Below are 19,124 nucleotides of genomic sequence, written 5' to 3'. Positions count from 1 at the left end.
ACGGCGAAGTCCTGAACGGGTCCGCCGGATCGCTCCGCTCAGTCTTCGCGCGCGTCGGCACGGGACTTGCCCGAAACCTGCTGCGCCAGCGTCGCGCCCATGAACGGGTCGAGATCGCCGTCGAGCACGCCCTGGGTGTCCGAGGTTTCGTGGTTGGTGCGCAGGTCCTTCACCATCTGGTAGGGCTGCAGGACGTAGGAGCGGATCTGGTTGCCCCAGCCTGCCGAGCCCTTGTTCTCATGTGCCTCGTTGATCGCCGCGTTCCGCTTGTCGAGCTCGAGCTGGTACAGGCGCGACTTCAGGGCCTTCATCGCGATGTCGCGGTTCTGGTGCTGCGATTTCTCCGACGAGGTCACCACGATGCCCGTGGGATGGTGGGTGATCCGCACCGCCGAGTCGGTGGTGTTCACGTGCTGGCCGCCGGCCCCGGACGAGCGGTAGGTGTCGACGCGGATGTCCGCGGGGTTCACCTCGATCTCGATGTTGTCGTCGACCACCGGGTAGACCCAGACCGAGGCAAAGGAGGTCTCGCGCGTGCCTTTGCCGAAGGGCGAGATGCGCACCAGGCGGTGCACGCCGCTCTCGGACTTCAGCCAGCCATAGGCGTTCTGACCGGAAATCTTGTAGGCGCAGGACTTGATGCCCGCCTCGGCGCCGGCTTCCTCCGACTGCAGTTCGACCTCGTAGCCACGCTTTTCCGCCCAGCGAACGTACATACGCTGCAGCATCGCGGCCCAATCGCAGGCCTCGGTGCCGCCGGCGCCGGCGTTGATCTCGAGGAAGGTGTCGTTGCTGTCGGCCTCGCCGTCGAGCAACGCTTCGAGTTCCTTGGTGCCCGCGGTCTCGGCCAGCGCCTTGAGCGACGCCTCCGCCTCGCCGACCACTTCGGCGTCGTCTTCCATCTCGCCAAGCTCGATCAGCTCGATCTGGTCAGCCAGTTCCTGCTTGATCGACTTGTAGGTGTCGATGGCATCGACCAGCTGCTGGCGCTCGCGCATCAACTTCTGCGCGGCGGCGGGATCGTCCCAGAGGTTCGGGTCCTCAACGCGGGCGTTGAATTCCTCGAGCCGGAACTCCGCCGTTTCCCAGTCGAGCCGCTGCTCCAGCAGTCCCAGGGACTTGCGGATTTTCTCGACGGTGTTCTGGGTCTCGGCGCGCATGCGGATGTTCCTGCGAATGGGACGTCTTGGTTCTGGGGGGGACATAAACCAGCGCCGGGGTGCCTTCAAGCGCAGAGGCGGCGGACAGGCCCCGCCGCACCCGGAATCGCCAAAGACACCGGGGGCGCGCGATCCCAAGACCGCGGCAGCAAGACTCAGCCCGTGGCGCCGCCCGCGTAGACCGTCAGCGTCGGAAGATCGGTGAGCGGGGCGCCGATGAGCCGCATCGCCGGCAGCGAGATCCGGCTGCCGCCCGAGGCAGGCCCTTCGATCGGCCGCAGCTCGACCTGCGCCGACTTGCCGTTGACCGGGTAGACCACCCTGCCCTTGGTCACGCTCGAGACCAGCGGCGTCTCCAGCCAGAACCCCGGATCGGTCGGATCCCCGAGCGAGGCGACGGTGCTCCCGAGCTTACGCTCGGCCGCGGCGGGTGCCGCGGCGGCGGCGCTGCGCTCCTCGGCGCTGGTGGTGTCGAACTGCTCCTCGGTGCGCGCATTGGCGGGGGGGGCGCAGCGTCGCCGCGGCACCCGTTGTGGAGGAGGTTGGAGCCGGAGCGGGCGCGGCACTCTGCTGCGCCTGCTGCGCGCAGGCCGCCAGCAATACCGGCAGAACGAGGGCGGGAAGGGTCAGGATCACTCTCATGTGTGCAAAGCTAGGCCGCCCCCCTGCCTCTGGCAATTGCGCAGATGCTTGTCCCGGCAGGGTTTCGCGCATACATTCTCACCATGACCTCGCCCATCACACCCCTCGTCGATCCGTTCCTGCGGCCGATCTCCTACCTGCGGGTCTCGGTGACCGACCGCTGCGACTTCCGCTGCGTCTACTGCATGTCCGAGAACATGAGCTTTCTTCCCAAGAAGGAGCTGCTGACGCTCGAGGAGCTGGACCGCCTCTGTTCGGCCTTCGTCGGCCTCGGCGTCGAGAAGCTGCGCATCACCGGCGGCGAGCCCCTGGTGCGGCGCGAAATCATGACCTTTTTCAACGCCATGACCCGTCACCTCGAGTCGGGCGCGCTGAAGGAGCTGACGCTGACCACCAATGGCTCGCAGCTCGAACGCTTCGCGCAGCCGCTCTGGGATGCGGGCGTGCGCCGGGTGAACGTCTCGCTCGACACGCTGGATGAAAAGAAATTTGCCGACATCACCCGCTGGGGCCGGCTGCCGCAGGTGCTGCGCGGCATCGACGCGGCGCAGAAGGTCGGCATGCGCGTCAAGCTCAACGCCGTGGCGCTGAAGGGTTTCAACGAGGATGAACTTTTCCCGATGACCGAATGGTGCGCCGCGCGCGGGATCGATCTGACCTGGATCGAGGTGATGCCGATGGGCGACATCGGCAACGAGGACCGGCTCGGCCAGTACTGGAAGCTGTCGGACGTGCGCGCCAAGCTCGCCGAACAGTACACGCTCACCGACCTGCCCGAGAGCACCGGCGGCCCCGCCCGCTACGTGCGGCTCGAGGAGACCGGCCAGAAGATCGGCTTCATCACACCGCTCACGCACAACTTCTGCGAGAGCTGCAACCGGGTGCGGCTGACCTGCACGGGCGAGCTCTTCATGTGCCTCGGCCAGGAGGACAACGCCGACCTGCGCGCGCCGCTGCGCAACCATCCGGGCACCGACGCGCCGCTCGGAGACGCGATCCGCGCGGCGATCCTGCGCAAGCCCAAAGGGCATGACTTCGACTATTCGCGCCAGTCGGTGGACGGGCGCGTCTCGCGACACATGAGCCACACGGGCGGCTGAGAGTTCGGTCGCGGGAGGGGCGCTGCCCCTCTTGCCGCTGCGCGGCAATTCACCCCGGGATATTTCACCCTAGAAGAAGGGCGCCGACGCCGGGCGCCGTTTCGATATTTCTTCTAGGCAAAAATATCCCCGCCGGAGGCAGGCCGGACGCAGTCCGGCCGCGCCCTGCTCGAAGCAAGGACGCGGCCGGGACATCGCTCCGCCCGGCTGGTCCGGACGGAGCTTTGGGTCATGGCGATCAGCTGCCCTGAAGCAGCGGGGTGATGCGGCGCACGGCGGCGCGACGGTTCTCGCGCTCGTCACCCGCGGACTGCACCGCGAGATCGCTCTCGCCGTAGCCCTGCAGCACCATGTTGGCCGCCGGCACGTCGAAATACTCGCTGAGCGCCAATGCCACCGATTCCGCGCGGCGGTCCGAGAGCGCGAGGTTGTAGCTCGCCGGGCCGGTGGCATCGGTGTGGCCCTCGATCAGGAAGACCTCCGAGGGGTTTTCCTCGATCATCCGCTTCATCGCATTGCCGAGCGCCGCCAGTTCCTCGGCCTCACCCGGGCGGATCGCCGCGGAGTTGGTCTGGAAGGTCACGGTGTCGACCGAGATCTCGGGCACAAGGTGGCGGACCCGGTCGATGTTGCGGATCTGGTTGAGCGAGAAGGCCCGGTCGACGCCCTCGGCCTCCTGCGAGGCCAGCGCGGCGGCAAGATCCTCGCCCTGCAGGTCGCGGAAGTTCAGACGTTGGGTACGGGCCTGCGGCAGCTCGCTGACCACCACCTGCTGTGCGCTCTGCGTGTCATCGAAGAGCACCACCTGCTGGCCGTCCGGCAGGATGCGCGCGCGGCGCAGCACGCGTCCGCCAGCGGTCTTGATGGTCTCGACCGAGGTGCCGTCGTCATAGGCGACGACGGTGCGGGTCGAGCCGTCGTTGTAGCGATAGGTCTTCACGTCCGAGCCGGGCTGGCGCAGCAGCACGTCGTCGTTACGCAGCACGCGGTACTGGCCATCCTGTTCGACCACCACGCGGTCACCGGTGTTCTGCACCACCTGCGCGCCGTCATCGAGGATCTGGCTCAGCGCGAAGGTGCCCAGACCGACCAGCGCGGCCTTCTCGAAGTTGCTGAGGCCGTCTTCGTCGTCGTCATCCTTCTTTGCCTTGGTGCTGGTCTCGGCCTGCTGCTCGTTTTCCGCCTGGGTGCGCAGGTCGGTGGCAAAATCCTCGTCCGAGGCGCGCACGTCGGCTTCGGTCAGGCTCTCCTCGACCAGCTCGGCGTCCTCCGGGGCTTCCTCGGAAGAGGCGGCGGCGGCAGCCGCGGCGGTCTGCGACTGCTGTTCCTCGCGGGCAACGGCCTCTGCCTGCTGCTCGGCGCTCGGCGCCTCGGGCTCGGCTTCGGCGGTTCGGGGCTGGGCCTCCGCGTCGGGCGCGGCTGCCTGCTGCTCGGCGTCTGCCTCGGCCGCGGGCGCCTTCGGGGCGGCATCTGCGGCGGTGGCCTCCATCTCGGGTGCGTCCGGCTTTTCGGTCGCGTTGCCCTGAGCTGCCTGTTCTGCCTGCTCTGCCTCGAGCGCCTTTTTCAGATCGTCGGCGCCTTCCGTCCCGGCTGGCTGCGCGTCAGCCTCTGCCGTGGCGTCGGTCTCGGCCGTGGCCTTCGGGGTCGCCGTCGCATCCGCGTCTGCCGATTGCCCGGCCTCGAGGGCCTTCTTCAACTCGTCCGAGCCCTCTGCCGAGGCAGGCTCCGACGCGGTATCGGCGGTCACTTCGGCGCCGCTGGCGGCTTTCGGCTCCGGGGTCGCGTCGCCCTGGGCCGCCTGCTCTGCCTCGAGCGCCTTCTTCAGCTCGTCCGAGCCCTTGGTCTCGGCGGATTTTGCCTCGGCCTCTGCCGCGGGTGCAGCGCCGGGTTCGGGTGCCTGCGCCTGCGCCGCATCGGGGGCCGGCGCCTCTTCGGCGCTCTTCGCCTCGGCTTGAGCCTTGGGCGCGGGCGCCTCGGCCTGCTGCTCGGTCTTGGTCTCTGCCTTCTCGGGCGCAGCCTCGGCCTGTGCCGCGGCGGCGGGGGCCTTCTCGGCAGGCGCACTCTCGGTGGCCGCCCCGGTCCCGGCTTGCGCTTCGGGCGCCTCGAGCGCGCCGTCCGCCTCGGCTTCGGCCTCGATACCGGCCTTCAGGTCCGCCTCGGCGGCGGGCGTCTCGGCAGAGGCTCCAGCCGCGGCGGCGACCTTGCCCTTCTTTTCGCCGGCCGTCTCGCCAGCCTCCTTGCCCTTGGCCTTCGGATCCTTGTCCAGGCAGGCCTTGGCATCCGGCGTCTGCGCGCAATCGGCCTTGGCCTCTTGGCTCTGGGCCGCCATGGGCATGGCGAGGCTCGCGGCAAGCGCAAGCATGGTCGTCGATTTCAGAAGACCTCTGGTCATTCGTTACGTCCTTCTCCTGGTCCGCAAAGCGCGGCGTGGGGAGGCAACGAAGAGGCCCGAGGAAAAGTTCATTCACGCTGCATAATAAATAAGCGGAAAAATGCTGGCCCCGCGCTAGGCCTCCTGCAGGAGCGCCATGAGGCGCGCCTTCTCGCCGCTGTCGCGGGCGCTGGAGATCACCGCGGCCAGATCCTCGAGCGAGGCGATGCTGTGTCCGGCGCGGAAACTGTCCACATGCGGCAGCATGGCGCGGATGCCCGCGGCCCTGGGCGCGAAACCATCCCAGCGCAGCAGCGGGTTGAGCCAGATGAGCCGGCGCGAAGAGAGCTGCAGCCGTTGCACCTCGCGCACCAGCAGCCCCGCGTCGTCACGGTCGAGCCCGTCGGTGATGAGCAGCACCACCGCGCCTTGCCCCATGACCCGGCGGCTCCAGTCGCGGTTGAAGGCGTGCAGGCACTGGCCGATGCGGGTGCCGCCCTCCCAGTCCCGCGCCTCGGCCCCGGCGCCCCTGAGCGCGGCATCGACGTCGCGGGTGGCGAGATGGCGGCTGATATTGGTGAGCCGCGTGCCGAAGGTGAAGGCATGCACCTTGGCCCATCCCGCGCCGCGGCGGTTGGCCACCGCGTGCAGGAAATGCAGCACCATCCGGGAATATTGGCTCATCGAGCCGGAGATATCGCACAGAACCACCAGGTTAGGCCATTTCTCGCGCGGCTCGAGATGAGCGAGGCTGCGGATCTCGCCGCCCTGCTTCATCGCCGCGCGCAGCGTGCGCCGCCAGTCGAGCCTGCGTCCCTGCATCGAAGCCTTGCCGCGGCGCGAGGGCAAGGGTTTCACCGGCAGCTCGAGCCGGGCCAGCATGCGCTTCGCCTCGGTGATCTCCTCGAGCGACATCTGTTCGAAGTCGAGCCTCCTCAGCCGCTCCTCGCGGGAGAGGGTGAAGGAGGCGTCGACCTCGATCTTCGTCGCCTCCTCCTCCTGCTCATCGGTCGGGATCTCGGGCATCTGGTCGCCGAGCAGCGCCTGCGCCGCGCGCTTCTCGGCCGATTGCGCAAGCTTTTCCTCCTGCACGCCGCGGATCGCCGGGAGCATCATCGACATCATGTGCTCAAGGTAGCGCGGGTCGCGCCAGTAGAGCCGGAAGACCTGCGCGAAGACCAGCCGCTGCTCGGGGCGCGAGACGAAGCAGGCATGCAGCGTCCAGTAGAAATCCATCCGGTCGGTGAAGCCCGCGGCCTCGACCGCGCGCACCGCGTCGACCACCCGGCCCGGCCCCACCGGCAGCCCGGCGCGGCGCAGGGCGCGGGCAAAATGCAGGATGTTCTGCGCGAGCCGCGGGTGCTCGGGGAGCGTGAGGGGGATCTGCTCGGCCATCAGCGGCTTCCGCGGACGGAAGAAAACCGGGGGCGCTGCCCCCGGACCCCCGGGATATTTCCGCCTAGAAGAAACATCAGGCGGGCTCGAGGGAGGCTTTCGCCTCGTCGAGCAGGCGTTTGGCCTCGCTGCCCTGTATCCTGGCGATGTCGTCCTGGTACTTCAGGATGGCGCCGAGCGTGTCCGAGATCACCTCGGGCGAGAGGTCGATCACGTCGAGCGCCAGCAGGCACTTGGCCCAGTCGATGGTCTCGGCGACGCCCGGCTTCTTGAACAGATCCTCGGTGCGCAAGCGCTGCACGAAGGCGACGATCTGGCGCGAGAGCGCCTCGGCCACCTCGGGCGCGCGGGCGTGAAGGATATCGAGCTCGCGGGCGAAGTCGGGATAGTCGACCCAATGGTAGAGGCAGCGGCGCTTCAGCGCGTCATGCACCTCGCGGGTGCGGTTGGAGGTGAGGATGACCGTGGGCGGCTCGGGCGCGGTGATCGTGCCAAGTTCGGGGATGGTGACCTGGAAATCGCTCAGCGCCTCGAGCAGGAAGGCCTCGAAGGGCTCGTCGGTGCGGTCGAGTTCGTCGATGAGCAGGATCGGTGCCCCGTTCTCATCGGGGCGCATGGCCTGCAGCAGCGGGCGCTCGATCAGGTAGTCGGGGCCGAAGAGGTCGTGCTGAAGCTGGCCGCGGTCGGCTTCTCCCGCCGCTTCGGCGGCGCGGATGGCGATCATCTGGGCGGGAAAGTTCCACTCGTAGACCGCCGAGCTCGCATCCAGCCCCTCATAGCACTGCAGCCGGATGAGCCGCCGCCCGGTGGCGAGGCTCAGCGCCTTGGCGATCTCGGTCTTGCCGACGCCCGCCTCGCCCTCGAGGAACAGCGGCCTGCCGAGCTTGAGTGACAAGAACAGCACCGTGGCGAGCGGGCGCGGGCAGACGTAGCCGGTGCCGGCCAGAAGCTGCTGCACCGCGCCGATCGAGCTGGGGTCTTGCATGTGGGTCTCCTCCTGCCCTGATTGCTGCCCGCCGGGAGGCCGCCGGTCAAGGGAGATGCGCGCCGCCCGCCTGCCCACGTTGACGCGCCGGGGCCGAGGTGCGATGGTTTTCCGGCAATAGAACCGGGGCACAGCCCGGACGTGTACGGGCAGCGGTATGGTAACCAAGATGGCGAGCGGGCTGCGCATCTGCGCGGTCACCTGCGTGAAGAACGAGGGACCGTTCCTGCTCGAATGGGTGGCCTACAACCGGCTGCTCGGCGTTACGGATTTCCTCTTTTATTCCAACGACTGCGACGATGGCACCGATGCGCTGCTGGACGCGCTGGCGCCCGTGGGCGTCCTGCACCTGCAAAACCCGGCGCAGGGGCGCAATTACCAGATGGAGGCGCTGAAGGACGCCGCGCGGCAGCAGGTGGTGACCGGCGCCGACTGGGTCTGGGTGGCCGATGTCGACGAATTCCTGAACGTGCGGGCGGGCGATCACACGATCCCGGCGCTGATCGACGCCTGCGGCGACCCGCAGGCGATCTCGGTCAGCTTTCAGTTCTTCGCCAATGGCGGGGTGACGACCTTCGAGGATGCGCCGGTGATCGCGCAGTTTTGCCGGTCGCACAATCCCGACCTCTGGTGCGACCAGAGCGCCATTGAGGTGAAGACCCTCGTCCGGCGCGACTTTCCGCTGCAGTATTTCGGCGCGCACCGGCCGTTCTTCCGCAAGTCCTTGCCCGCGGCGAAACATCCGCGCTGGACCGACGGCAGTGGCCGCGCGGCGCCCACGCCGTTCCTCACCGCCGACCGCCCGCGCCGCATGCGCAAGTTCCCCGCCGCCGGCGCCCGACGCTTTGCCACGCTCAACCACTACGCGCTGCGCGCGCTCGACAGCTACCTGGTGAAGACCGAGCGCGGCGACGTGAACCGCGAGGGGCGCATCTTCGACGAGAGCTACTGGCAGGAGCGCAACGATACCGCCTGGGAAGACCGCTCCATCCTGCGGATGCTGCCGGCGCTGGCCGAGGGCATCGCCGAGTTGCGCGCCCTGCCCGGCGTCGCCCGGCTGCACGATTTGTCGGTGCAGGCGCATCGCGCCAAGATCGGCATGCTGCGCGCGCAGCCGCAGGTCGCCGCCCGCGCCGCGCATCTGGCGGCCCTGCCCGCGCTGCCGCCCGGCGAGGCGGAGCTGATGGCCCGCCTGGGACTGGCGGAGGACGCGGCGTGATCGTCATCAACCTCGGCCTGCCGAAGAGCGGCACCACGACGCTGGGCCTCGCGCTGGAGCGGGCGGGCCTCACGGTCGCCGACCACAAGCTGCGGCGGGGCAAATGCCCCGATCCGGCGCTCGCCGGGAGCTTTGTCGCGCGGCAGCTCTACGACGGCTACTTCCGCTCGGGCGACCCGCTGGAGCGGCTCGGCGGGCTCGACGCGCTGGCCGAGGTCAGCGTGCTCAACGCCAAGCTGAACCTCTGGCCGCAGACCGATTTCGGGCTGATCGAGGCGCTGCGGACCCGCCACCCGGAGCTGAAGTTCGTCGCCTCGATGCGCGACCCGCAGGCCATGGCGCAGTCGATGCTGCGCTGGTCCGACCTCGGCACCGACCGGCTGCCGCGCGGCGCGGTGCCCGGCCTGCCCGCGGGCTACGGCGAGACGCGGCTCGAGCGCGCGCAATGGATCTCCGCGCACCAGCAGTTCCTGCGCCGCATCTTCGAGGGCGACCCGCGTTTCCTGGCCTATGACATCGCCGACCCCGAGGCGCCGGCGCAGATCTCGCGCCACCTCGGGATCACCCTACCCTGGTGGGGCAAGGCCAACGAGAACCGCCCGGGCAAGACCAAGAGGGTCCGGGGGTGAGAATTTTTCTCCATATCGGTCCGGACGCGCAGAGCAGCGATCGGCTGCAGCAGGTGATGGATGCCAAGCGGCGGCAGATGGCCAAGCGCGGCGTGCTCTACGCCCGCAGCCCGGGCGCGCGCAACCATACGCGGCTCTTCATGGCGGTGAGCGATCCCGGCGCGGTGGATGCTCTGCGCTGGGGGCGCGGCTTCGACACGCCCGCGCGGCAGGAGGCCCTGCGGATCGAGGTGGTCGCACAGCTCGTTGCCGAGGTCGAGGCCGCGCAGCCCGATACCCTGATCCTCTCGGCGCATCAGCTCGGCAGCGGGCTGACCACGCGCGCAGAGCTTGCCCGGCTCCGCGCCCTGCTGGCGCCACTCTCCGAGGATATCACCGTCGTCGCCCATCTCGATGCCCCGGCACGGATGCTGGCGCGGCACTACGCGGTGCAGTTGATGGAGGGTCGCAGGCGGGGTCTGGACCTGGAGCTGGGTCTCTGCGCCGCGCCCGACTGGTGGCAGGCGGCGCTCGGGACACGGCCCGCCCGCGACCCGCGCGGGGGCGTCTTTCCCGAGGCGCCAGGGCGCGGCGCACTGGCTCGATCTTGCCCGGCTGCAGCGCGGCTGGGAGGCGGCGTTCGGCCCCGGCGCGGTGCGGCTGCGCAGCCTCGAGCCGGCGCGGCTTTACGGCCCGGAGGTGACCGAGGAGATCCGCGCGGCCTTCGAGATCGACCAGAGCATCGGCAAGGTCGAGGCGGTGCCGCCACCTGTCCAGCCCTCGGCCGCCTGGCTCAGCCGCTGCCGACGGATGAACGACGTGTTGCTGCGATATCTCGCCACCGAGCCCGGACTGCAGATCCCGCGCCCGCTCTGGCGCCGCCTGCTGAGCGAGATCAAACTACCCGGCGTCCCGCTCGACCCCGGCGGGCTCGGCGCCGTCACCCGCCGCTTCACGTCCGACCTCGAGGGGCTCATGGCGCAGCACCCGGGGCTGAAGCCCGAGCACCTGTGCAGCGCGGTCGCCAGCCCTGAATGGCGCGAGGCCGATCCGGGCTTCGGTTTCCGGGCGACGCAGTATCTCATGGCCTTCCGCTGGCGCATCGAGCAGGCCTCTCGGGAGGTCGCGGCGCGCACCATCGAGCCCGAGACCGGCGCCGCACCCGCGATGCCCGACGCCGCCCTCCGCAAGTTGCACGCGCTGCAGGGCTCGCCCTGGGTGCCGCACAACCGGCTGGGCATGCTGGACGAGACCGCCGAACGGCCGCCCTTCACCGCCATTCCGCCGCGCCCGCCAAGCGAGGCTGGCAAGCGGGTCATCCTTGGCTGCATGAAGAACGAGGCCCCCTATATCGTCGAGTGGATCGCCTATCACCGTGCCATAGGCTTCGACGATTTTCTCATCTATTCCAACGGCTGCGAGGATGGGTCTGACCGTATCCTCGACCGGTTGCACCGTATGGGCGTGCTGCAGCACCGTGACAACAACGGCTGGTCCGGCAACTCGCCGCAGCAGCATGCGCTCGACGCGGCGCTGAAGGAGGAGCTGATCCAGAACGCGCAATGGGTGCTGCATTCCGACGTCGATGAGTTCGTCAACATCCGCTGCGGCAACGGCACGCTGGACGACCTCTTCGCCGCCGCGCCCGAAGCGACGCATTTTGCCCTCACCTGGCGGCTCTTCGGCCACGGCGGCGTGCAGGCGCTCAAGGACGTGCCGGTGATCGGCCAATTCACTGCCTGCGCGCCGCGCTACTGCCCCAAGCCGCACACGACTTGGGGCTTCAAGACGCTGATGCGCGGCGTGAGGGCTTACGAAAAGCTCTCCTGCCACCGCCCGAACAAGCTGCGCCAAGAGGCTGAAACAGAAGTGAAATGGGCCAATGGCTCAGGCATCGACATGACCACCGAAGCGCTTCGCAGCGGCTGGCGTAACTCGCGCAAATCCATCGGCTACGACCTCGTGCAGCTCAACCACTACGCGCTGCGCTCGGCCGAGAGCTACCTGATCAAGCGCCAGCGCGGGCGGGCGCTGCACGTCGACCGGCAGATCGGGCTCAACTACTGGATCCGCATGGACTGGTCCGGCGCCCGCGACCTGACGATCCAGCGCAACCTGCCGCGGCTGCGGGCCGAGATGGGGCGGCTGCTGGTCGATCCCGAGCTGGCCCGTCTGCACGCCGACGGCGTCGCCTGGCACAAAGCCAGGGCAAGCGCGTTGCGCGCGGATCCCGAATTCGGGAAATTGTTCCGCGAGGCCACGTCGCTCACCCTCACCCCCGAGGAGCGCGTCGCCTGGGCGCTTTCGCTCGATATGGAGAGCTGACCCATGGCCGCCAGCATCACAGCCGTCATCTGCGTGCGCAACGAGGGCGCCTTCCTGCTCGACTGGCTGGCGCATCACCTCGCCGCCGGGGTCACGCATGTGGTGGCGCTCAGCAACGACTGCCAGGACGGCACCGATGCGCTGCTCGACCGGCTCGCCCAACTGGCGCCGCTTACCCACATTCGCAACGACGGGCCTTACGACAAGCGCGGCATCCAGTTCTCCGGACTGAAGCTGGCGGACAAGTCGGAGGCGGTGCGCGGGGCCGACTGGCTGCTGGCGCTCGACGTGGATGAATTCGTCAATGTCCGTACCGGGGATCACACCCTTGCGGCGCTGATCGAGGCCCTGCCCGATGCGACGGCGATCACCCTCACCTGGCGGCTCTTCGGCAATGCCGGAGTGATCAACTTCGTCGACCAGCCGGTGCCGCAGCAGTTCACCCGCGCCGCGCCGGTGACGATGTACTGGCCCTGGCGCTCGGCGATGTTCAAGACGCTCTACCGCAACGACGGCAGTTACGGGGCCCTGGGCGTGCACCGGCCGCGCAGCCCCGACAAGGGCAGGCTCGCGCAGACGCGCTGGTTCGACGGCGAGGGGCGCGCACTTGACGCGCAGTTCCACACGCGACGCATTTTCTCCAACTACGGGCGCTCGAACTACGCGCTGGCGCAACTCAACCACTATCCGCTCGGCGCGATGGAGAGCTACGTGCTGAAAGCCGACCGCGGCCGCGCCGTGCATGGCGACCACCTGCTGGGGCTCGACTACTGGGTCGAGCGGAATTTCAACACCGACGAGGACCTCAGCATCGCCGCGCTGGCCGCACCGACCCGCGCGCAGCGCGAGGAATTTGCCGCCGATCCGATGCTCGCCGGTCTGCACGCCGCCGCAGTGCGCTGGCGCAAGGCGCGCTTTGCCGAGTTGATGGCGCAGGAGCCCTATCGCGCGCTCATGGGACGGCTGCTGATGACCCCGCCCTCGCGCCCGCTGCCGCCCGAACTGGCCCGGCCGTTGATCGCCGCCGCCACCCGCGCCCGGCAGGCGGGCGACGCCTGAGGATTTCGCGCAAACCTCTCCTACACGGTGATTTTTCTTGCCGCCTCACCACCGCCGTATTACCCCTAAAGCCACATATTTCCGCCCCATTCCGCGCCCAGTCTCGAAGCATCTGAGTGCGGCACGGCGGCAAGCGCAGACATCCGCCCTTGCACGGGCCCGACCGGACGCGACAGGACAATGGCAGGTATCATGAAGGACAACACGGATCAGCTCAGGCACGAGACCGTCTTCGACGACGAGCTCGATCTCACCGATGTTGACCTCAGCATGCACAGCGGGTGCTCCTGGATCGCCGCCATCTCAGAGATCGGCGAGGAACACGGCTTCGCCGAACCGCTCGGCAAGCGGCACCACGCGGTGTTTGTCGAAGATGGCGACACGCTGCTGGTGAGTTTCGAGTCGATGCCCGGGATCTCTGCCTACAGCGAGACCGCCACCCCGCTCGGCTGGGAGATGCAGGCGATCGAGGGCTGGTCGAGCCTCTCGGTGATCTGCACCGCCGACACCTGGTTCCGCGACGCCGAGGTGATCCGCTTCTTCGACCAACTCCTGGACGACGGCTTCTTTGACGCCTTCGAGAAGGTGATCTTCTACGGCGCCGGCCCCTGCGGTTACGCCGCCGCCGCTTATTCGGTCGCCGCGCCCGGCGCTCGAGTCGTGCTGCTGCAGCCGCAGGCAACGCTCGATCCGCGCGTGGCGGAATGGGACGACCGCTTCCCCGAAATGCGCCGCGTCGATTTCACCTCACGCTTCGGTTATGCGCCCGACATGATCGACGCCGCCCATGCCGCTTATGTGCTCTACGACCCGCAGGAGCGGATGGACGCGATGCATGCCGCGCTCTTCGAGCGGCGCAACGTGACCCGCTTCCGCCTGCCCTATATGGGCGACGCGTTGCAGGGCGATCTGCTGGAGCTGGATCTCGTGCACCCGATCCTCGACGCCGCTGCCGACGACCGGCTCGACCGCGCCGAGATGGCCCGGCTGCTGCGCGCAAGGCGCAGCCACACGCCCTACCTGCGGCGGCTTCTGTCGCGACTCGATGCCGAGAACCGGCCGCTGCTGGCCGAATGGCTCTGCGCCAATGTCACCGCGCGGATGAACGCCCCGCGCTTCCGCCGCCGTCTCGAGGCGCTGCGCACCGAGGCTGAGGGGCGCGAAGGGTAAAGCGCCAGGCGAAGCGTGAGCCGGGCCGGTCAGCGCCCGATCACACCACCAGCGAGCCGACCCGCGACAGCTGCCCGCCCCCCCACCGGCGCGGCGACGCCCGTGGTCGACGGGCCCGAAGTCGGCCAGCCCTGCGCCACCCGCACGGCAAGGAAGCCGAAGGCCTGCGCCTCGAGCATGTCGCCATCTAACCCCGCCTCCTCGACCGGCACCACCGGGCAGTCGAGCCCGGCCTGCAGCATCGCCATCATCACCGGGTTGTGCCGCCCGCCGCCTGTCACCAGCAGTTTCTGAGGCGGGTTCGGGCAATGCTCCATGCCCTGCATCACCGCTGCGGCGGCCATGGCCGTCATCGTTGCGGCGGCATCGGCATCCGAGAGCTCGCGGACCAGGTCGAGCATCAGCGAGAAATCGTCCCGATCGAGGGATTTGGGCGGCATCCGGCGGAAGAAGCCTTCTTCGAGGAAGAGCTCCAGCGCGCCGTCGACAACCTCGCCCTGCGCGGCCAGCGCACCGTCGCGGTCACAATCGAGCCCGAGCCGCTCACCCACCAAGTCGTTGATCGGGGCATTCGCCGGTCCGGTGTCGAAGGCCAGCAGCGCGCCCGGCGCCTCGGGCGAGGGTTTGCGCGGATCGACCCAGGTGAGGTTGCCCACCCCGCCGAGGTTGAGGAAGGCCACGGGGGCTTCCGCCCCCATCTTCTTGGCGCAGGCGAAATGGTAGAAGGGCGCCAGCGGCGCGCCCTCGCCGCCCAAGGTCACGTCGGCAGAGCGGAAATCCCACACCACGTCGCGGTTCAGCGCCTCGGCCAGCGCCGCGCCGTCGCCAAGCTGATGCGTGCCGCGACCGTGCGGCTCATGCGCCAGCGTCTGGCCATGAAAGCCCACCAGTTCGGCCTCGGGGAACTCGGACAGAAGCTCGGTATGGGCGCGTTGCACGACCTCCAGCGCCTCTTCGAGACCCGGCCCGGGCCAGCGCCCCAGCGCGGCCTTCAGCACCCGGCGCTCGGCCTCGGTATAGGGCCGGTAGCCGGAGCGCCCGAACTCGTGGATCTGTGCCCCATCGGTGCGGATCAGCGCAGCGTCCACCCCGTCGAGAGAGGTTCCCGACATACACCCCAGCGCCCAAACGGAACGTGCACCCAACTTGCCCTTCACCTTCGCCTTCCCCGCGCTTATAGGAACTTTCGGACTATAAGAGGTATCCACGATGACCTACCATCCCAAATCGGACTTCATGCGCGTCATGATCGAGCGCGGCTATCTCGCCGATTGCACCGATTACCAGGGCCTCGACGAGGCGCTGAGCAAGGGCGTGGTCACCGCCTATATCGGCTATGACGCGACGGCCAAGTCGCTGCACGTCGGTCACCTCCTCAACATCATGATGCTGCGCTGGCTGCAGAAGACCGGCCACAAGCCGATCACCCTGATGGGCGGCGGCACCACCAAGGTGGGCGACCCCTCGTTCCGCTCGGACGAGCGCCCGCTGCTCGGGCCGGAACAGATCGACGCCAACATCGAGGGCATGAAGCAGGTCTTCGCCAAGTACCTGAGCTACGGTGGCGGCGAGACCGACGCGCTGATGCTGAACAACGCCGAATGGCTCGACGGGCTCAACTACCTCGAGTTCCTGCGCGACATCGGCCGGCACTTCTCGGTGAACCGCATGCTCAGCTTCGAGAGCGTCAAATCGCGCCTCGACCGCGAGCAGTCGCTGTCGTTCCTCGAATTCAACTACATGATCCTGCAGGCCTACGACTTCCTCGAGCTGAACCGCCGCTACGGCTGCTCGCTGCAGATGGGCGGCTCGGACCAGTGGGGCAACATCATCAACGGCATAGACCTGACCCGCCGGGTGCTGGACCACGAGATCTACGGCCTCACCTCGCCGCTCCTGACCACCTCGGACGGGCGCAAGATGGGCAAGAGCCAAGGCGGCGCCATGTGGCTCAATGCCGAGATGCTGAGCCCCTACGAGTTCTGGCAGTTCTGGCGCAACACCACCGATGCCGACGTCGGCCGCTTCCTCAAGCTCTACACCGAGCTGCCGGTCGAGGAATGCGAGCGGCTCGGCGCGCTGGCCGGCTCCGAGATCAACGACGCCAAGATCATTCTCGCCAACGAGGTGACCACGCTCTGCCACGGCGCCGAGGCAGCTGCCGCCGCCGAGGCGACCGCCCGCGAGGTCTTCGAGAAGGGCGGCGTCGGGGATGACCTGCCGACGCTGGCGCTGACCGCCGAGGAGATCGGCGAGGGCATCTCCATCGTGCAGGTGATCGTCCGCGCCGGGCTCGCCAAGTCCGGCAAGGAAGCCAAGCGACTGATCACCGAGAATGGCGCACGGATGGATGACCAACCGCTGACCGACGCAGGGCTGATGCTGGATGCCGCCGCATTGGCTGCGCCGGTGAAGCTCTCGGCGGGCAAGAAGCGCCACGCGCTGGTGAAGCTGGGCTGAGGCCTCGAGAGCTGACTTTCGCGGGGCGGCGCCGCAAGGTGCCGCCCCCTATTCTTGCTCGGCGCGCCACCCGGTCCGGCTCCCGTCGCCGCCCCGGCGACGCCCTCACCCCACATCCTGCCGTTTTCGGACATGTGCGCGCCGCAAGCCGCGCGCATCCTGAGACCATGACCGAGCCCAACGCCCCCCCTCGTTGTCTTCACCCCCTCCGGCAAGCGTGGCCGTGTGCCTGCCGGAACGCCCGTCCTCGGGGCCGCACGGCAGCTCGGCGTCGATCTCGACTCGGTTTGCGGCGGGCGCGGTATTTGTTCGCGCTGCCAGGTCGCCCCCGCCTTCGGGCAGTTCGCCAAGCACGGCATCACCTCCGCCGAGGTCGCCCTTTCCGACTGGAACATCGTCGAGGCCCGCTACGCCGAGAAACGTGGCCTCGCCCCCGGGCGCCGCCTCGGCTGCCAGGCGCGGATCCTGTCGGACGTGGTGATCGACGTGCCGCCCGAGAGCCAGCTGCACCGGCAGGTCATCCGCAAGGACGCCGACGCCCGCCCGGTCGAGATGGACCCGGCGCTGCGCCTCTGCCTCGTCGAGGTCGCCCCGCCCGACATGCAGGCGCCGTCAGGCGATCTCGAACGGCTCACCGAGGCACTGCGCACACAATGGGGCATCGAGGGCGCCACCCTCGAGCCGCCCCTGCTCGCCACGCTGCAAAAGACCCTGCGCGAAGGCAACTGGACCGTCACCGCCGCGCTGCACCGGTCCTCCGCCGAGGCCCCGCCACGCATCGCCGCGCTCTGGCCGGGACTGCTGGAGGGGGATCTGCATGGTTTCGCCATCGACCTCGGCTCCACAACCATCGCCGCGCATCTCGTCTCGCTGCGCAGCGGCGAGGTCGTGGCCTCGGCAGGTGTGATGAACCCGCAGATCCGCTTCGGCGAAGACCTCATGTCGCGCGTCTCCTATGCGATGATGAATCCCGGCGGCGCGGCAGAGATGACCGCTGCCGTCCGGGCGGCGCTGAACACCCTTCTGCAGGAGATTGCCGCGCGCGCCGGCGTCCAAACGAGCCGCATCCTCGACGTGTCCCTCGTCGGCAACCCGGTGATGCACCACCTGCTGCTCGGCCTCGACCCGGTGGAGCTGGGTCAGGCCCCCTTTGCGCTGGCCACCTGCTCGTCCCAGAACCTGCCGGCGCGCGATCTCGGCCTCGGCGCGCTGCCGGTCGGCGCGCAGGCTTACCTGCTGCCGCTCATCGCCGGGCACGTGGGCGCCGATGCCGCCGCGGTCGCGCTCTCCGAGGCGCCCGACCGCTCGGACGAGCTCATGCTCATCGTCGATGTGGGCACCAACGCCGAGATCCTGCTCGGCAACCGGCACCGGGTGCTCGCCTGCTCCTCGCCGACCGGCCCGGCCTTCGAAGGTGCGCAGATCAGCTCCGGCCAGCGCGCCGCCCCCGGCGCCATCGAGTCGCTCCGCATCGATCCCGAAACCAAGGAGCCGCGCTTCCGCGTCATCGGCTGCGGATTGTGGTCGGATGAGCCGGGCTTTGCCGAGGCCACGGCGCGCAGCGGCATCACCGGCCTCTGCGGCTCGGGCATCATCGAGGCGGTGGCCGAGATGCGCATGGCAGGGCTGCTGGACGCGGGCGGTCTCATCGGCTCGGCGCAGCAGACGGACACCCCGCGCATGCGCCCCGAGGGCCGCACCCATGCCTACCTGATCCACGACGGCAGCACCTCGGGCGGGCCGGTGATCACCGTGACGCAGGCCGACATCCGCGCCATTCAGCTGGCGAAAGCCGCGCTCTACGCGGGGGCGCGGCTGCTGATGGACGAGATGGGCGTGGACAAGGTCGACCGGGTGGTGCTCGCAGGCGCCTTCGGCGCGCATATCTCGCCCCGGCACGCGCTGGTGCTGGGGATGATCCCCGACGTGCCGGTGGCGCGCGTCACCTCTGCAGGCAATGCCGCGGGCACCGGGGCGCGGATCGCGCTCTGCAGCCTCGCGGCCCGGCGCCGGGTCGAGGCGCTGGTGCGGAAGATCACCAAGGTCGAGACCGCCATCGAGCCGCGCTTCCAGGAGCATTTCGTCGCCGCGAGCGCAATCCCCCATGCCAGCGCCCCCTTTGCGGAGACCCGCCGCACCGCGCCCCTGCCCGAGCCTTCCTTCAACGCCGAGGGACCGCGCCGCAGGCGGCGCTAGGCCGAGGCCGGGCCGCCCTCGTCACGCCCCCCCGACACCACCGTGTCGGCGCCGCCCCATCACCGCCGTGCCTGCAAGAAATCTGCGCCGCGCCCGCTTGACGCGCCCGCGCCGCCCGCGTAGATCAGCCTTCAGAGCGCGGGTATGATGTAATGGTAGCCTGTCAGCTTCCCAAGCTGAACGCGCGGGTTCGATTCCCGCTACCCGCTCCAACTCCCCCGAGAATTCCGAATCCTCTGCCGATCCCGCAGGCCGTCAGTGCTCTGCCCGCAGCCGCTGGCGCAGCAGCCGCACCTTCTCGCGCAACTCGCCCCGCACCGGCCCCTCGCGCGGCGCATCCCGCAGCGTGGTGAGCAGCGCCTCATCGGGCCGCCCCTTGCGGGCCCAGACCTGCCGCCGCAACACCGCCTGCGCCGCCTCGGGCAGGCGCTCGG

At 69.0% G+C, this 19,124-nt stretch carries 14 protein-coding genes and 1 tRNA gene; 9 read left to right on the top strand and 6 right to left on the bottom strand.

From position 1 onward, the window contains the following. Positions 1–38: 38 nt before the first annotated feature. Positions 39–1,160, bottom strand: coding sequence for a peptide chain release factor 2 (prfB, locus tag CLG85_RS02455; protein ID WP_095883872.1), 1,122 nt, complete (start codon positions 1,158–1,160; stop codon positions 39–41). A 155-nt stretch (positions 1,161–1,315) separates the two neighbouring features. After that, positions 1,316–1,726 carry a hypothetical protein gene (locus CLG85_RS02450; protein WP_311734952.1) on the bottom strand — a complete coding sequence of 137 codons (411 nt, stop codon included), beginning with the start codon at positions 1,724–1,726 and terminating at the stop codon, positions 1,316–1,318. 159 nt (positions 1,727–1,885) lie between these two features. Between CLG85_RS02450 and moaA the strand changes: the two genes are divergently transcribed. Further along, positions 1,886–2,902, top strand: coding sequence for a GTP 3',8-cyclase MoaA (gene moaA, locus CLG85_RS02445; RefSeq protein ID WP_260348385.1), 1,017 nt, complete (start codon positions 1,886–1,888; stop codon positions 2,900–2,902). Positions 2,903–3,140: 238 nt separating this feature from the next. Here moaA and CLG85_RS02440 read toward each other — a convergent pair whose 3' ends face one another. From CLG85_RS02440 to CLG85_RS02430, 3 genes are all read right to left on the bottom strand, one after another. Next, complete coding sequence (locus CLG85_RS02440; RefSeq protein WP_260348384.1) at positions 3,141–5,294, bottom strand: OmpA family protein; 2,154 nt, start codon at positions 5,292–5,294, stop codon at positions 3,141–3,143. Positions 5,295–5,408: 114 nt separating this feature from the next. Continuing rightward, on the bottom strand, positions 5,409–6,668 hold the full coding sequence (locus CLG85_RS02435; protein ID WP_260348383.1) for a vWA domain-containing protein: 1,260 nt from the start codon (positions 6,666–6,668) through the stop codon (positions 5,409–5,411). 76 nt (positions 6,669–6,744) lie between these two features. Next, positions 6,745–7,653 carry an AAA family ATPase gene (locus CLG85_RS02430; protein ID WP_260348382.1) on the bottom strand — a complete coding sequence of 303 codons (909 nt, stop codon included), beginning with the start codon at positions 7,651–7,653 and terminating at the stop codon, positions 6,745–6,747. 181 nt (positions 7,654–7,834) lie between these two features. Here CLG85_RS02430 and CLG85_RS02425 point away from each other — a divergent pair, with 181 nt between their 5' ends. The 5 genes from CLG85_RS02425 (at position 7,835) to CLG85_RS02405 (ending at position 14,034) form a co-directional block, all read left to right on the top strand. Beyond that, positions 7,835–8,872 (top strand): glycosyltransferase family 2 protein, encoded by a 1,038-nt coding sequence (locus CLG85_RS02425; RefSeq protein WP_260348416.1) that lies wholly within the window; start codon positions 7,835–7,837, stop codon positions 8,870–8,872. After that, positions 8,869–9,501, top strand: a complete 633-nt coding sequence (locus CLG85_RS02420) for a sulfotransferase family protein (RefSeq protein WP_260348381.1) — start codon at positions 8,869–8,871, stop codon at positions 9,499–9,501. Before CLG85_RS02425 ends, CLG85_RS02420 begins: the two co-directional genes overlap by 4 nt. A 633-nt stretch (positions 9,502–10,134) precedes the next feature. Further along, positions 10,135–11,805: a glycosyltransferase family 2 protein gene (locus CLG85_RS02415; protein WP_311734951.1), complete on the top strand. Its 1,671-nt coding sequence runs from the start codon at positions 10,135–10,137 to the stop codon at positions 11,803–11,805. Between the two features lie 3 nt (positions 11,806–11,808). Then, on the top strand, positions 11,809–12,864 hold the full coding sequence (locus tag CLG85_RS02410; protein ID WP_095884096.1) for a glycosyltransferase family 2 protein: 1,056 nt from the start codon (positions 11,809–11,811) through the stop codon (positions 12,862–12,864). Positions 12,865–13,056: 192 nt separating this feature from the next. Beyond that, positions 13,057–14,034, top strand: a complete 978-nt coding sequence (locus CLG85_RS02405; protein ID WP_375796892.1) for a phosphoadenosine phosphosulfate reductase — start codon at positions 13,057–13,059, stop codon at positions 14,032–14,034. A 29-nt stretch (positions 14,035–14,063) separates the two neighbouring features. Here the strand turns inward: CLG85_RS02405 and CLG85_RS02400 are convergent, their stop codons facing one another. Further along, complete coding sequence (locus CLG85_RS02400; protein WP_260348380.1) at positions 14,064–15,146, bottom strand: anhydro-N-acetylmuramic acid kinase; 1,083 nt, start codon at positions 15,144–15,146, stop codon at positions 14,064–14,066. A 97-nt stretch (positions 15,147–15,243) separates the two neighbouring features. On the opposite strand from CLG85_RS02400, the gene tyrS reads away from it, so the two are divergent. The 3 genes from tyrS (at position 15,244) to CLG85_RS02385 (ending at position 18,902) form a co-directional block, all read left to right on the top strand. Beyond that, complete coding sequence (gene tyrS, locus CLG85_RS02395) at positions 15,244–16,494, top strand: tyrosine--tRNA ligase (protein WP_095884338.1); 1,251 nt, start codon at positions 15,244–15,246, stop codon at positions 16,492–16,494. 225 nt (positions 16,495–16,719) lie between these two features. Continuing rightward, entirely contained in the window at positions 16,720–18,690 is a 1,971-nt protein-coding gene (locus CLG85_RS02390; RefSeq protein ID WP_260348378.1) for an ASKHA domain-containing protein, read from the top strand. Positions 18,691–18,828: 138 nt separating this feature from the next. Continuing rightward, positions 18,829–18,902, top strand: a tRNA-Gly gene (locus CLG85_RS02385). Positions 18,903–19,124 lie beyond the last annotated feature (222 nt).

Origin of the sequence: Alloyangia mangrovi (genome assembly GCF_002300555.2) — a bacterium.
GTDB lineage: Bacteria > Pseudomonadota > Alphaproteobacteria > Rhodobacterales > Rhodobacteraceae > Salipiger > Salipiger mangrovi.
The sequence above is the reverse complement of the archived record's forward strand: the minus strand, read 5'-3'. Positions and strand labels throughout refer to the sequence as shown.

Excerpts from the sequence above, each read along its gene's own strand:
- prfB (WP_095883872.1), bottom strand. The coding sequence starts at position 1,160 with ATGCGCGCCGAGACCCAGAACACCGTCGAGAAAATCCGCAAGTCCCTG.
- moaA (WP_260348385.1), top strand. The coding sequence starts at position 1,886 with ATGACCTCGCCCATCACACCCCTCGTCGATCCGTTCCTGCGGCCGATC.
- CLG85_RS02440 (WP_260348384.1), bottom strand. The coding sequence starts at position 5,294 with ATGACCAGAGGTCTTCTGAAATCGACGACCATGCTTGCGCTTGCCGCG.
- CLG85_RS02435 (WP_260348383.1), bottom strand. The coding sequence starts at position 6,668 with ATGGCCGAGCAGATCCCCCTCACGCTCCCCGAGCACCCGCGGCTCGCG.
- CLG85_RS02430 (WP_260348382.1), bottom strand. The coding sequence starts at position 7,653 with ATGCAAGACCCCAGCTCGATCGGCGCGGTGCAGCAGCTTCTGGCCGGC.
- CLG85_RS02410 (WP_095884096.1), top strand. The coding sequence starts at position 11,809 with ATGGCCGCCAGCATCACAGCCGTCATCTGCGTGCGCAACGAGGGCGCC.
- CLG85_RS02405 (WP_375796892.1), top strand. The coding sequence starts at position 13,057 with ATGAAGGACAACACGGATCAGCTCAGGCACGAGACCGTCTTCGACGAC.
- CLG85_RS02400 (WP_260348380.1), bottom strand. The coding sequence starts at position 15,146 with ATGTCGGGAACCTCTCTCGACGGGGTGGACGCTGCGCTGATCCGCACC.
- tyrS (WP_095884338.1), top strand. The coding sequence starts at position 15,244 with ATGACCTACCATCCCAAATCGGACTTCATGCGCGTCATGATCGAGCGC.